This window comes from Rhizobacter sp. P2_H2, from assembly GCF_056403375.1.
On record NZ_JBFUFP010000049.1, the window covers coordinates 1 to 13,982 of the forward strand.

Sequence of the window (13,982 nt, forward strand, 5' to 3'; positions counted from 1 at the left end):
CTCCCAGACGGTGTTCTCGAGCGTGTTGGCCGCGAGGGTCAGGTCGGCATCGGAGAGCGTCTCGTCGGAATAGAACGCGAAGTGGGCCGACTCCTTGACGAGCCTGAAGCCGGACTGCTCGGGGTTCGGGCCGCCGGCGCGCCAGGTGCCGGGCGTGACGGTGGGCTTCTCGGTCGCGCCCGCGGGGGCCCAGGTGGTCAGGGTCGTGCCCTGGTCCACCGCCGGTGCCGGTGCCGGTGCCGGTGCCGGTGCCGGTGCGGGTGCGGGTGCGGGTGCCGGAGCAGGACTCGGGGCCGGGGCCGGGGCCGGCGTGGGTGCTGGTGCTGGTGCTGGTGCTGGTGCTGGTGCTGGTGCAGGAGCCGGAGCGGGTGTGGGCGCTGGCGCTGGCGCTGGCGCTGGCGCGGGTGCGGGTGCGGGCGCGGGTGCTGGTGCGGGCGCCGGGGTCGGTGCCGGAGATGGCGCAGGAGCGGGCGCATTGCCCACCGGCGGCGCCGGCGTGTCGCCCGACGATCCGCCGCAAGCGGTCAAGCACAACGACATCAGCAAGCTGCTGATCCCATGCAAACGGGCGGTTCCCTTTTTCATCTTGTTCTCTCGCAGTCTCACGTCAGGCCGGAAGGCCGCGCGATTCTGGGATGGGGCTGCCGCCCAGTGTTGACCGCCCCGTGACGGAGATGCGCCCGTTTGCAACCAAACGTCAGGCGCCCGGCGCCCCGTCGAGGAGCCTCCTGTCGCCCCGCCGGAACTGCCCCGGCGAGCAGCCCACGTCCCGCTGGAACGTGCGGGTGAAGTTCGACAGGTCCGACCAGCCGGATTCGTAGGCGATCGAGGTCACCGGCTGTTGCGTGTCCCGCAGCAGGTCGATCGCACGCAGCAGGCGCACGCGCATCAGGTACTGGTGCGGCGTGACGCCGATCGAGCGCTTGAAGACGCGCATCAGGTGGAAGGTGCTCAGCCCGACGGCGGCAGCCACGTCGTCCAGCGTCAGCAGCTCCGCAGCGCGGCGCTCGATGCAGTGCGCGGCGGCCAGCGCCCGCTCGTCCTGCCGAGACACGGCCGCCGGTGCCGCACCCTCGTGCAGCGAACCCTGCACGATGCCGATCACCTGCAGCGCCGCTTCTTCGAGCGCGAAGCCCTCGATGCCGTCGTCCGCCAGCGATCCCAGCAGCGCGGACACCCGCGGCGACGGCGGCAAGGCCGCGCGGCCGAAGCGCGCAGGCAAGCCCGGCAGGCGGAGCGCAGCGGATGCGTCGTCGAAGGCCCGCGCCGAGACCGACAGCACCACGCAATCGTCGCCGGTGCCGTCGCTTTCCTCGTGCGAGCAGACGTAGCCCTCGCCCGGGTTGCCGAGCATCAGCCAGCCGGGGCTGAGCACTGCGCGACCGGCGCGCGTGCGGTAGCCCAGGAAGCCGCGTTCGACGAGCGTGACCGAGAACGCCCGGTGCTCCTCGTCACGGGGCCGCTCGCCGGCACCCGCGCGGCACGCGCAGCGAATCAGGTGCAGCCCGCACGCGCCGCGCAGCGGGCGGTAGTCGCGGTCGGCGGCGGGGCCTTCGGACGGAGCAGCAGGCATGGCGTGCCGGGTGGTGGAGTGGCTGCAATTCTAGGAGCCGGGGGCGGGCGACAGCAGTTTTTGCCAAGTCGGCTGCGCGTGCAGTGCCTACGCTGGCAGCTCCTCCATCAATCCACACCGAACGATGAACACCCGACTGCATTGCGCCCTGGCCTGCCTCGCCGCCGCGATGGGCATGGCGCCGGCCGCCCAGGCGGCAGACCACCTCGACACGCCCACCGTGATCGCCGACCCGGCAGCCGACATCGGCGACCTCTACGCCTGGACTTCCGCCGACGGCCGGCGGCTGAACCTGGTGATGGACATCGTCGGCCGCCAGTTCTCCGACCAGGTCCAGTACGTGTTCCACGTCGACAGCGGCCCGCGCTTCGGCAGCACGACCAGCAGCACGACGATCCTGTGCCGCTTCAACGTCGCGAACGCGGCCGAATGCTGGGCGGGCGATCCTGGCGACATCCGCGACGAGCTGCGCGGCGATGCCAGCCGGGCCGAGGGCCTCGAAGGCCGCCACAAGCGCTTCAGGGTGTTCGCCGGGCTGCGCGACGACCCGTACTTCAACAACGTGAAGGGCACGCGCGCCGCGCTGAACCTTGCGGCCGATGCGATCCAGAAAGGCAAGGCGCCGAAGGATGCCGCCGGCTGCTTCGCGTTCGACGCCGAGACCTCCGCGCAGGTGTTCGCGCAGTGGCGCCAGACCCAGGGCGAGCCGGCGAAGAATTTCCTGGCCGGATGGAAAACCTCGGCGCTGGTCGTTTCGGTGGACCTGTCGGTCGTGAACCAGGGCGGCCCGCTGCTGGCGGTCTGGGGGCGGACCTACCGGCAACGGCCCGCACCGGGCCGCCCGCTGCTGGGCAAGCCGATCGATCGCATGGGGCGCGCGCTGACCGGCAATGCGCTGCTGCACACCATCGGCTCGAGCGACGACGCGGACGCGATGAAGGAGGAGTACAACCGCGCCGACCCGGTGGACTGGCAGAAGTTCGCGCCCGAGATCGGCCGCAACCTGGCGCTGTACGACAGCTTCGACGGCATCCTCGGCAACCAGTGGCTGGCCGCGCGCGRCGACGACACGCCGGCGCGCTACCAGCCGCTGGCAAGGCTGCTGGCCGACGACAGGCTGTGGGTGGACTCGCGGGTCTCGACCTGCACCCGCTACCTGGCGGTGGAGTCGGCGGCCGAGGGCGCACCGGTCAACGACTGCGGCGGCCGCACGCCGAACTACAACGTCAACGGCGTGTTCCGCTCGCTGCTGATCCGCGGCACGCCGGACACCGTCGACGACGGGGTCGACCACGACGACAAGCGGCATTCGACGACCGTGTTCCCGTTCCTGGCGGCGACGACCGACGGCGCGATCGCCATCGCCAACCTCGACCACCTGATCGCGCAGGCCGCGGGGGATGCGGGCATCGACGAGCTGCTGTTGCTGCGCTCGCGAACGCTGGCCGACTACGCGGCGCTGGACCGCGTCGTCGACCTCGCAGAACGGAATGTGCACACCGCCGACGACCTGCTCCGCCGGTCACGCAGCCGTGCGGCGGTGCATCGCTTCGCGGATGCGCTGGCCGACGTGGAGGCCGCGGCGCGGGCTGGCGCCGAGGGCGAGAAGGTGGCGTCCCAGCGCGCGTCGATCCTGGTCGCGGTAGGGCGGGCGCACGACGCGATCGCGCCACTGGAGTCGAACGTGGCGAGGCGCCCCGGCTTCGCATCGCACAGCGCACTGGCCACCGCGTATGCCGCCGTGGGCCGCCTGGACGAGGCCGACCGCCTGTACGCCGCCGCGCTCGACGAGCTCGACACGACCTCGCCGTTCCCCCATGCATGGACCTGGTTCATGCGCGGCCGGATGTGGGCCGAGCAAGGCGATGACCCGGTGCGCGGCGAGGCCATGTATGCGCAGGCCGTGCGACATCTGCCGGCCTTCGTCGTGGCGAACATCCACCTCGCCGAGCTGGAGGTGAGGCGTGGCGACGAGCCGGCGGCGACGGCGCGGCTCGAGCGCCTGACGCAGCACACCGATGAACCTGAGGCCCTGGCTTTGCTCGGGCAACTGCACGTCCGCGCCGGGCACCGCACTCGCGGCGAGCGCGAGATCGAGCGGGCGAGGCGTGGCTTCGAGGCGCTGTTGTCGAGGCATCCGCTCGCCTTTGCCGATCACGCGGCCGAGTTCTACCTGGGTGCAGGCGACGCCCCGGAGCAGGCCTGGGCGCTGGCGCAGCAGAACCTTGCGGCGCGGCCGACGCGTCGGGCCTATCTGCTCGCGATCCACGCGGCGCGCGCCACGCACCGGGATGCCGATGCAACGGCCTTGGAGGCGCGGATGAAGGCCGCATTCCGGGCTGGCGCCGCGTGATGCAGCTCAGTCGCCTTCGCCGAGGTACTCGCCGCCCCACGCGGCCGGATCGACATCCGCCACCGATTCGGAGAAGGTCCAGACATGGCCGAAGGGATCGGCCACCGTGAACTGGCGCTCGCCATAGACGTGCGTCTGGGGCGRCCCGATCACCGTGGCCCCGTGGGCGCACGCGGCTTCGAACAGCGCGTCCACGCCATGCACCCGCACCACCACGGAAGCCGAGGTGGCCTCGGCGGACGGCCCGCGCGCCGCCACCACCACCGCGCCCTGCCCCGCCGGCGCATTCAGCTGGACCCGATGCGATCCGATCCGCAGGCGCTCGGTGAAGCCGAAGGCCTTGCACAGCCATTCAGTGGCCTCGGGAACGCTGGGGTACGGCAGCACCGGAATGACGGCCGCAGCGGGCATCGACTTGTTGCTCGGCAACGTGCTTGACATGGCGAGTCCTTGCAAGGTTTGATCGTCCGTGTGGATTGGACAGGATGAGGCTCGACCATGAAAGCATTTTCGGGAAGCTGCCTGTGCGGGCAAGTGCGGGTGTCCGTGCGGGGCGAACCACTGCGCGTCGGCATCTGCCACTGCACCGACTGCCGGCAGGAAAGCGGTTCGGCCTTCACCTTCTATGGCATCTGGCCGACCCCGCAGTTCGAGCACGCCGGCGACACGGCCCACTWCAAGGGGCGATATTTCTGCACGCGATGCGGGTCGCGGCTGTTCTCCGTCGACGAGCAAGAGGCCGAGATCAAGCTCGGCCTGCTGTCGCAGGCCCCCACCCCGCTGGTGCCGAGCTACGAGCTCTGGGTCAAGCGCCGCGAGCCATGGCTGCGGCCGGTCGACGGCGCCGAGCAGTTCGACGAGGACCGCACCTGAACCCCGCTGCACCGCGATTTGGAAACATCGCGTGACGACAGGCGCGCAGGCGCAGAGTGGAACCGTATCCACTTTCGCCCATACATCGCGTTGCAACGGACGCACACGCACACAGATCTGAACAGGTCGGCTGCCTAGGATCCGCCCGCACCCTTCAGACCTGGAGCCCACGTGACACTCACCCGCCGCACTTTCCTCGGATCCGCCGCCGCCGGCGCCGCCTCCGGCGCCCTGCCCTTCGCCACCGGAGCGGCCCATGCCGCGAGCCCCGTCGGCGACGTGGTCGGCAAGATCACCGTCGGCTACCAGGGCTGGTTCGCCTGCGCGGGCGATGGCGCGCCGATCCGCGGCTGGTGGCACTGGTCCAACGACTGGGGCCGCCCGCCGTCGCCGTCGAACAAGGCCATCAGCGCGTGGCCCGACATGCGCGACTACGCCGCCGGCTACCGCAGCGACTACGGCAACCTGAACAACGGCTCGCCCGCCACGCTGTTCTCGTCGTACGACCAATCCACCGTCAACACGCACTTCCTGTGGATGCAGCAGAACGGCTGCGACACCGCCGCACTGCAGCGCTTCAACCCGAACGGCGGCGAAGGCGCCACGCGCGATGCGATGGCGACCAAGGTGCGCACTGCCGCCGAGGCGACCGGGCGCAAGTTCTACATCATGTACGACGTGAGCGGCTGGGCGAACATGCAGCCGGAGATCAAGGCCGACTGGACCAACAAGATGGCGGCGCTGGTCGCCTCGCCCGCCTACGCGAAGCAGAACGGCCGCCCGGTGGTGGGCATCTGGGGCTTCGGCTTCAACGACGACAACCACCCGTGGCCGGMGGCAGCCTGCCTCGACGTCATCAACTGGTTCAAGGCCCAGGGCTGCTACGTGATGGGCGGCGTGCCCACCTGGTGGCGCAACGGCAACAGCGATTCGCGTGCCGGCTACCTCGACGTGTACCACGCCTTCAACATGATCTCGCCGTGGATGGTGGGGCGCATCGGCGATGCCGCCGGCTCCGACTGGTTCTACGCCAATGCCAACCAGCAGGACCAGGCCGATTGCAATGCACACGGCATCGACTACCAGCCGTGCGTGCTGCCGGGCGACCTGGGCGCGCGCCAGCGGGCCCATGGCGACTTCATGTGGCGGCAGTTCTACAACATGGTGCGGGTGGGCGCGCAGGGCATCTACATCTCGATGTTCGACGAGTACAACGAGGGCAACCAGATCGCCAAGACCGCCGAGACCACGGCCTTCCTGCCGTCGAACTCCGGCATGCTCGCGCTCGACGAAGACGGCACGCCCTGCTCGTCCGACTACTACCTGCGCCTCACCGCCGACGGCGGCCGCATGCTGAAGCGCCAGATCGCGCTCACGCCCACCCGCCCGACGCAGCCGGTGGCCGGCGGCACGACGCCGGTCACCGGCCGGGTCGTCAGCCTGCGGGCACGCGTCAACAACGCCTATGTGTGCGCGGAGAACGCGGGCGACGGCGCCTTGATCGCCAACCGCGCGGCCATCGGCGGCTGGGAGCAGTTCGACCTGCTGGATGCCGGCGGCGGCAACGTGGCGCTGCGCTCGCATGCGAACGGCAAGCTCGTCACCGCCGACAACGCCGGCAACTCGCAGCTGATCGCCAACCGCACGGCCATCGGCCTGTGGGAGACCTTCCAGCTGATCCGCAACCCGAACGGCAGCGTCACGCTGCGGGCGCTGGTCAACAACCGCTACGTGACGGCCGAGAGCGCGGGCGCCGCACCGCTGATCGCCAACCGGACGGCGATCGGGCCGTGGGAGCAGTTCGACCTGATCGGCGGGTGATCACCCCCCTCACCCCATCAGCACCAGCGATTCCTCCGGGTACCGGTTGCACATGAACTCCACGAACGCCCGGACCTTCGGCGCAGGCAGTCGCCTCGATGTGTGCAGGACCCACAGCGCGACCTCCACGCCCGAGACCGTCCCCCACTGAACCAGCTCCCCGCGGGTCAGCTGGTTCCATGCGATGGACTGCGGGATGAGGGCTGCGCCGGCGCCGGCGACGGCCGCGTCGCGGACCATCAGGAACGAGGACAGCCTCAGCTTCGGGATGGGGTCCAGGACCAGCCGTCCGTCGTCGAGCTTCCAATGGGTCGGCTGGAAGCTTGAGGACACGATGCCGGGAACGGCCCTGACCGCACCCGGGCCAGGCATCGGCACCGAGGGAGCGGCCACGACGACCAGCCGGTCCTTCGCGAAGCACCGCCCCACCAGGCTGCTGTCCGGGCTCGGGTTGATGCGAATGGCGACATCGAACTGCTCCTCGACCAGGTCGACCAGGCGGTCCTCGGCCACCACCTCGCACGTGACCTCCGGGTAGGCCGCGCAGAACTCCGCGCTGATCCGCCCCATCGCCAGTTGCGAGAACAGCACGGGCGAGGCGACACGCAGGCGTCCGCGCGGCATGGCCACCCCCTCCCGGGCCGCGGTCATGGCTTCGGCCACCTCGTGGATCGGCCCTTCGGTTCGAGCCATCAACAGCTCGCCGGCTTCGGTGAGCTTCAGCCCCCGGGCGCTGCGCTCGATGAGCCGCACGCCGAGTTGCTCCTCCAGGTCCGAGATGCGCCGGGACAAGGTCGCCTTCGATTTGCCGCTGGCGCGACTCGCCTTGCCCAACCCCCCGTTCGTCGCGACAAGCGCGAAGTCGGCCAGTGCGTTCAGATCCATGGTGTTCCATATTTGAAACGGTGTATCTACATTCTGGCGTCTTCGTTTTATCAGTGCAACGGTCTATCTTCTCGTCATCGCAACCTGATACGAGGAACTTCAAATGAGCACCACTCGACAACGCGCCGTACTGATCCGGGCCTATGGAGGCGCCAGCGCCGCCGAGGTGGCCGAGATCGCCAGCCCGCAAGCCGGACGCGGCGAGGTCCTGGTCCGGGTCCGGGCCGCCGGCGTGAACGGCATCGATTGGAAGGTCCGCGAGGGCTACGTCCGGGACGCCTTCCCGCTCCAACTGCCGGCCGTGCTGGGCATCGAACTGGCGGGCGTGGTCGAGGCCGTCGGCCCCGGCGCCTCCCGCTTTCGTGTCGGCGATCGCGTCATGGGAGCGCCGGGCAGGCTCGGCGCCTACGCCGATGTCGTGGCGGTCGACGAAGGCAACCTGGCTCGCAYGCCGGCAGGCCTCGACGATGTCCAGGCGGCCGCCATTCCCGTGGCAGCCGTGGCGGCCTGGCAGAGCCTGCATCACGCGGGTCCGATCCGCCCCGGCCAGCGCATCCTGATCCACGGCGCGGCGGGTGGGCTCGGCGGCCACGCCGTGCAGTACGCGAAACGGGCGGGGGCCGAGGTCTTCGCGACCGCTGCCACCGCCCACGTCGAGTACGTGCGCGGTCTCGGGGCGGACCACGTCATCGACCACCAGACCCAGCGCTTCGAGGACATCGCCCGGGACATCGACCTGGTGCTCGACTACGTCGGAGGCGAGGTCCTCGATCGCTCGTGGCAGGTCCTGGCGGAGAACGRCGCCATCGTCGGCACCTCGTCCCCCGACATCCTGGCGCGCACCCCGGCGGGCCGCCGCGGCCTGTGGTTCATGAACAAGCCGGACGCTGCGCTGCTGGAAACGCTGGCGGCCGATGTCGCCGCCGGCACGCTGAAGTCGCCGGTCAGCGAGGTGGTCGGCTTCAACGACCTCCCTGCGGCCATCGAACGCAATCGCACCACCTCGCGCACCGGCAAGGTCGTGGCGGACTTCTCCCGCTGATCCCTCTGAACCACCCGATCCATCATTCCCTGGAGATTCACATGAGCATCCTCGTCACCGGTGCCACCGGCACCATCGGTTCCCTCATCGTTCAACGCCTGGCCGGCGCCGGCGCCAGCGTCAAGGCCCTCGTTCGCCAGCCGGGCAAGCGCAGCTTCCCCGCAGGCGTCACCGAAGTGGTCGGCGACCTGACCGACGTGCCCTCGATGCGCGCCGCGCTGTCGTCGGTGCGAACGCTGTTCCTGCTGAATGCCGTCACGCCCGATGAGGTGACGCAAGCCCTCATCGCGCTGAACCTGGCGCGCGAGGCCGGCATCGAGCGCGTCGTCTACCTGTCGGTGATCCACGCCGACCAGTACACCAACGTGCCCCACTTCACGAGCAAGTACACGGTCGAGCGCATGATCGACAGCCTCGACATGCCGGCGACCATCCTGCGTCCGGCCTACTTCATGCAGAACGAGGGCACGGTCCGGCAGGTGATCGAGGGCTACGGCGTCTACCCGATGCCGATCGGCACGGCCGGCGTCTCGATGATCGATGCGCGCGACATCGCCGACCTCGCCGTCGCCGAGCTGTTGCGCCGTGACGGGGCGCCTGCACCGCTCCCGCGCGTGACGCTGGACCTGGTCGGCCCGCAGGCGCTGACGGGCACTTCCGCGGCAAAGGCCTGGAGCACCGCCCTCGGTCGCGAAATCGCCTACGGCGGCGACGACGTGGCCGCCTTCGAAGGGCAGATGGCGTCGTTCGGCCCGGCCTGGCTGGCCTACGACATGCGCCTGATGATGGCCGGCATCCAGAAGCTGGGCATGCGGGGCGAAGACGGCGCGGTGGATCGCCTGCAGGCGATCCTGGGACGCCCGCTGCGCACCTACGCCGCCTTCGTGGCGGAGTCCGTCGCCGCAGCCTAGAGTGCCTGCTGGAGCTCGGCCTCGGCCAGCTCCAGCCGGTACGGCTCCGGCCCGACGCCGGCACGGTCTCGCCGGCGTGCGCCATGACCTCGTCGAGGCTCAGGCACAGGCGCGGATCGGGCGGTGATCCTCACGACCCCGAAACCCCAGGCGGCGCCACGTCGTCCACGAAATCGAAGCCCTCCGTGCGCGCGTCCTTGTCGATCGAGGGTTTCAGCTTGCGGGCCGCTGCCAGATCCTGCTGTCCGGCGGTGCTGTCGTTCAGACGCAGCTTCGCCAGACCTCGTCCGTACAGCGAAAAGGGCAGCGCCTGCACCTTGATCGCGCCATCGAAGGCCGCCTTGGCCTTTGCCGCATCTCCCAGGCGCAAGTAGGTCCAGCCGAGGCTGTCGCGATATGCCGCCGACCCCTCATCCAGGTCCACCGCCTGTTTGCAATCCTGCAGGGCCAGCGTCAATTCCATGTTGAGCCGCGTGCGCATCCAGCAGCGGCTGTTGAGAACGCTGGCGAGGCGCGCGTCTCTTTGGTGGGTATTCACCCAGAGATCGAATTGCCGCAGAGCCTGCGGGGCTTGGGAAAGCACGGCGTGCAACTCTGCCATGTCCGCACGCAGGGCAGAGGATGGCGGCAAAACCTCGTCGAGTTGTGCAAGATCAGCCTGCGCGCCCGATAGATTGTCGAGCGCCACTCTCCCCCAGGCGCGGCGGAAGCGCGCCTCGTTCAGCTGGGGATCAAGTCGCAAGGCCTCGTCCAGATCGGCGAGCGCGGCCTGTGACTTGCGCATCATCAGATGCAGCCGCGCCCGGGCATACAGGTAGTCGGCCACCTCGGGTGCCAACTCGCAGGCTCGGTTCAGGTCTTCCAGGGCACGCGTGTAGTTCCCCGCCGCCATGGCAGCGGATCCCCGACGCGCCAAGGCATCGGCATCGTCCTTCCCGACATCTTTCGGCAGTGCTGCATAACGAGCGTCGTACTCGCCCGGGGCCGCTCGAGCGAACGCGAACGGGGCGACGCCATTCCAGGTGGCGTAGACCTTGTCCTGCAGGCGTGAGACATAGATGCGGTGCGACAGAAAATAGTCCAGCCCCAACAGCATGCCCTGCTCCGAATCGTCGGCATCGTCGATCTCCAGGCGGGTGTTGACGATCTTCTCCCCGCCCAGTTCGAACAACGCGACGGGGCCTGCCCACGACTTCACGCGGCCTTCCCCCGCACCGCCGACGCGCCCCAGAGGCGTCAGGCTGCCCTCGTCGATGCCGGCGCGGCGGGCAGCCGCCAGCGTCAACGACGTATGTGGCGCTCCGGTGTCCATCAGCGCCATCGTGCGCTTGCCGTTGATGCTGACTGCCACACGGATGGCCGTGTCCCTGTCATGCCGGGTCGTCCCAAGCGGTGCTTCGATCACCGGGGCCTCGCCGGCCCAATGGGCGAAGTTGGTCTCGGCACACGCACCCTTCGGAAAACTCAGGCGCACGATGCCGTGCGCCAGGTCGTACTCGGTGTCCGCCATCGACAGAATGTTGCGGCCCAGAATCCCCATGATGCCGGCGCCCAACTCGTTGCCACCGACGATGAATTCCACGTTGTTCAATTCAGCCCCGAGCAGTCCCAGGGTTTGAACGCGTGTCAGCTTCGCATGGATGCGCCCCGTGTAGCCCTCGATGCGCATGCCATACGGCAGACTGCGCAACGACAGATTCAGCTGTGTCGCGGTGGACTCGCTGAGCATGCTGAAGAAGGCGCCACTGTCCACCAGCATCGGCACCTCGGTCCCGTTGAGGGTCAGGATTGCAATCGGGCGCTGGTCGACCACGCGCACCGGGATCTCCATCTGCTTGAGATCGCAGCCGGCCCAAGTCGACGATGCCGCCAGCAAGGCCGGCACTGCCACCAGTGCCGACGACACCCGGCACAACAGGAGCCGGCAACCGCCGGACACACCCACGCCAATTCGCAGCAAGCGACGACGCCATTGCATCAATATTTCCCCCTCGGTGCTCGTGTTGATCTGGCAAGGCCGCCGCTCGCAGACACAAGAACGGCAGAGGTTTCCTCGACCTGATCTGGAATCAAGTCGAGTATGTCCGCCCCCGCGAGGTTCACATTCTCTCCAACGTCAACTGCGGCTGCATACKGCGCTCCATCACGTGCACGTCGAGCACCAGCCTGAAGTCGTCGAGCGACATCTTCGCGAGCTCCTGTCGCGCAGGATGCCGGCGTTGCTCACCAGGATGTCGATGCGCCCCCAGCGGGTCACCGCCGGGTGCACGGTCGGGAACGGACCAGTCTTTGTTCGACGAGGCGGGGACTCAATGGCGGGCGGACACATCGGCGGGGCATCGGCGATGTGCGTGGGGGCCATCGTGGAAACCCTGGGGGCGGACACACGGAGAGCCGCGGTGGACAATGACAGGCATGCACACACTGCGGCCTCTCGAGCTGACACGGCAGCAGATCCTGGGCCATCRACGAGACGCCAACGGGCTCGCCATGCGGCTGTCACCCGGCGCGGCATCGGTGCGGCGCGCAGCGTTCGCCGGCCTCCAGGACAGCGTGCCGCGAGCAGCGGTCCTGTCGCTGCATGCCCGGGTTGCAGGCACGACGCCCGAAGCCTGGGCGGATTCGTCCCTTGTCCAGCTCTGGGGTCCCCGGTTCAGCGCCTACGCCGTCGCGGCCGAAGATCGAGCCGTCTTCTCGCTCGGCAGGCTGCCGGCCGGCGGTGCGCAGCGGCGCAGGGCCGAGGATCTCGCCGATCGCCTGCACCAATGGCTCGACGGACGGGCGATGCCTTACGCCGAGGCAGGACAAGGGATGAACGTCGCTCCCAACTCGCTGCGCTATGCGGCAGCGACCGGTACCGTCCTGATTCGCTGGGACGGTGCCAAGCGGCCGACCGTCCGGACCGTCGAGCGGCCCGCGATGGACCCGGCGCAGGCACAACTCGAGCTTGCACGCCGGCACCTGCACGTCTTTGGTCCCGCTACGGCTGAGGGCTTCGCCGCGTGGGCCGGGATCTCGAAGGTCGCCGCACTGGCGGCGCACAAGGCACTCGCGCCAGACCTCGTCGCCGTGCGGACGCCGGCCGGCGACGCCTGGATCCTGGCGGAGCAGGAGGCCGGGTTTCGGGCGATCGCCGGGCCGGTCGAAGGCGTGCGGCTCCTGCCCAGCGGGGACGCGTACTTCCTCCTCCAGGGCGCGGATCGCGAGCTGCTGGTTCCCGAGGCGGACCGTCGCGCTGCACTGTGGACGTCCCGCGTCTGGCCCGGCGCCATCATGCTCGACGGCGAACTTGTCGGTACGTGGCGCCGCGCCGGCCGCGACGTCACGGTCCAGCCGTGGCAGCGGATGTCGTCCGAAGATCGCGATGCGGTCACAGCCGAAGCGGAATCGCTGCCGCTACCCGGCGCCGCGAATTCGACACGCGTTCACTGGATCGCCTGAATATGCAGCGAGAGCGAGAGCGCCAGCTCGAACGCTCGCTTGACGCCCGAGAGCGCGAAGATTTGGCCCTATGTGCGGCGGCGCATGGAAAAGGCGTTGGATAGGGCGTATGGTCCGTTGCTTTACGTCGACCTGTCCGCTGTGGCCGGGTGAGGCGCAAATCATGGTGAGGGACCGAACTTCATGGCCAACTGGACCATACGGCACCGCATTCTCGCCAGCTTCGCCGCCGTGCTGGCGCTGATGATCGTCATGGGCGCCGTCGCCTACGCCTGCCTCGCGCACGTCGCACAGGACGCGACCACCCTTCAGAAGGAGGCCCTGCCCGGCATGTTGCACAGCGGTCAGTTGATGGCCGCCTGGCAAGAGAACTACACGTTGACCCAGGAGCATGTGCTCGAGACGGAAGAATCCGAGGCCCGGAAGGTCGAATCAAAGCTGCGGGCCAACCGTGCCAGGCTGGAGAACCTGACCAGGAGCTACGAGGGCACCATCTTCACGGCCGGGGATCGCGAGAACTACGACGCGTTCAAGAGCCTTCACGCCGCCGATGCCTACCTGCGCACGCAGGAGGACATCCTGAAGCTGAGCGCGGCCAACAAGAACGACCAGGCCCGGGCGCTGCTGCACAGCCAGCTCGACCCGCAGTTCGAAAAGATCCGCGCCGCCGTGCAATCCATCGTCGACTACAACATGACGGATGCCGAGGAGTCAGGCCGGCAGATCATGAGATCGGTCGCCACAGCCAACATGGCCATCGTGGTCAGTCTCGCTGCGGCCCTGTTGCTGGGGCTGGCGCTCGGCCATGTGCTGCTGCAATCGATCACCCGGCCGCTGGGCCGGTTGCTCACCGCCGCCGACGCGATCAGCACCGGTGACCTGACTCAGCGGATGAACCTGGAGCGGCGCGACGAGTTCGGCACGCTGGCGCAGGGTTTCAACCGGATGACGGAGCAACTGACGGTCTTGTTTGGCCAGGTCCAGCAGTCCGGCATCCAGGTCAACACCTCGGCGACCGAGATCGCCGCCACGTCCAAGGAGCAACAGGCCACCGCCAGCTAAATCGCCGCCACGACCACCGAG

Annotated in this window: 13 protein-coding genes and 1 pseudogene; 8 read left to right on the forward strand and 6 right to left on the reverse strand. The window is 69.0% G+C overall.

The annotated features are described in order from the left end of the window. A partial coding sequence (locus tag AC1D15_RS05665) for a hypothetical protein (protein ID WP_477825235.1) occupies positions 1–219 on the reverse strand: 219 nt, incomplete at its 3' end. A gap of 5 nt (positions 220–224) precedes the next feature. Here AC1D15_RS05665 and AC1D15_RS05670 point away from each other — a divergent pair. Further along, on the forward strand, positions 225–554 hold the full coding sequence (locus AC1D15_RS05670; protein ID WP_477825236.1) for a hypothetical protein: 330 nt from the start codon (positions 225–227) through the stop codon (positions 552–554). A gap of 143 nt (positions 555–697) precedes the next feature. On the opposite strand, the gene AC1D15_RS05675 is transcribed toward AC1D15_RS05670, so the two are convergent. Further along, positions 698–1,573, reverse strand: coding sequence for a helix-turn-helix transcriptional regulator (locus tag AC1D15_RS05675; protein WP_477825237.1), 876 nt, complete (start codon positions 1,571–1,573; stop codon positions 698–700). A 124-nt stretch (positions 1,574–1,697) separates the two neighbouring features. On the opposite strand from AC1D15_RS05675, the gene AC1D15_RS05680 reads away from it, so the two are divergent. Continuing rightward, positions 1,698–3,926, forward strand: a complete 2,229-nt coding sequence (locus AC1D15_RS05680) for a hypothetical protein (RefSeq protein ID WP_477825238.1) — start codon at positions 1,698–1,700, stop codon at positions 3,924–3,926. Between the two features lie 6 nt (positions 3,927–3,932). On the opposite strand, the gene AC1D15_RS05685 is transcribed toward AC1D15_RS05680, so the two are convergent. Beyond that, the gene (locus tag AC1D15_RS05685) at positions 3,933–4,355 is read right to left on the reverse strand and encodes a VOC family protein (RefSeq protein WP_477825239.1); all 423 of its coding nucleotides are present in this window, start codon (positions 4,353–4,355) and stop codon (positions 3,933–3,935) included. A gap of 69 nt (positions 4,356–4,424) precedes the next feature. Between AC1D15_RS05685 and AC1D15_RS05690 the strand changes: the two genes are divergently transcribed. Together AC1D15_RS05690 and AC1D15_RS05695 are read left to right on the forward strand one after the other, a co-directional pair. Continuing rightward, positions 4,425–4,799 carry a GFA family protein gene (locus AC1D15_RS05690; protein ID WP_477825240.1) on the forward strand — a complete coding sequence of 125 codons (375 nt, stop codon included), beginning with the start codon at positions 4,425–4,427 and terminating at the stop codon, positions 4,797–4,799. Positions 4,800–4,970: 171 nt separating this feature from the next. Next, positions 4,971–6,620 carry a lectin gene (locus AC1D15_RS05695; RefSeq protein ID WP_477825241.1) on the forward strand — a complete coding sequence of 550 codons (1,650 nt, stop codon included), beginning with the start codon at positions 4,971–4,973 and terminating at the stop codon, positions 6,618–6,620. A 9-nt stretch (positions 6,621–6,629) separates the two neighbouring features. On the opposite strand, the gene AC1D15_RS05700 is transcribed toward AC1D15_RS05695, so the two are convergent. Continuing rightward, positions 6,630–7,505 (reverse strand): LysR family transcriptional regulator, encoded by an 876-nt coding sequence (locus AC1D15_RS05700; protein ID WP_465112023.1) that lies wholly within the window; start codon positions 7,503–7,505, stop codon positions 6,630–6,632. Positions 7,506–7,608: 103 nt separating this feature from the next. Between AC1D15_RS05700 and AC1D15_RS05705 the strand changes: the two genes are divergently transcribed. Together AC1D15_RS05705 and AC1D15_RS05710 are read left to right on the forward strand one after the other, a co-directional pair. Next, positions 7,609–8,547, forward strand: a complete 939-nt coding sequence (locus AC1D15_RS05705; RefSeq protein ID WP_477825242.1) for an NADP-dependent oxidoreductase — start codon at positions 7,609–7,611, stop codon at positions 8,545–8,547. A gap of 41 nt (positions 8,548–8,588) precedes the next feature. After that, a complete protein-coding gene (locus tag AC1D15_RS05710) occupies positions 8,589–9,458 on the forward strand; it encodes an NmrA/HSCARG family protein (protein WP_477825243.1) in 870 nt (289 codons plus the stop codon). 130 nt (positions 9,459–9,588) lie between these two features. On the opposite strand, the gene AC1D15_RS05715 is transcribed toward AC1D15_RS05710, so the two are convergent. Both AC1D15_RS05715 and AC1D15_RS05720 read right to left on the reverse strand, forming a co-directional pair. Continuing rightward, positions 9,589–11,436: an aspartyl protease family protein gene (locus AC1D15_RS05715; protein ID WP_082004530.1), complete on the reverse strand. Its 1,848-nt coding sequence runs from the start codon at positions 11,434–11,436 to the stop codon at positions 9,589–9,591. Between the two features lie 163 nt (positions 11,437–11,599). Then, positions 11,600–11,727, reverse strand: a pseudogene (locus AC1D15_RS05720) (SDR family NAD(P)-dependent oxidoreductase); the annotation flags it as partial. Between the two features lie 146 nt (positions 11,728–11,873). On the opposite strand from AC1D15_RS05720, the gene AC1D15_RS05725 reads away from it, so the two are divergent. Then, positions 11,874–12,899 carry a DNA glycosylase AlkZ-like family protein gene (locus AC1D15_RS05725; RefSeq protein WP_477825244.1) on the forward strand — a complete coding sequence of 342 codons (1,026 nt, stop codon included), beginning with the start codon at positions 11,874–11,876 and terminating at the stop codon, positions 12,897–12,899. A gap of 183 nt (positions 12,900–13,082) precedes the next feature. Continuing rightward, on the forward strand, positions 13,083–13,961 hold the full coding sequence (locus AC1D15_RS05730; RefSeq protein WP_477825245.1) for an MCP four helix bundle domain-containing protein: 879 nt from the start codon (positions 13,083–13,085) through the stop codon (positions 13,959–13,961). Positions 13,962–13,982 lie beyond the last annotated feature (21 nt).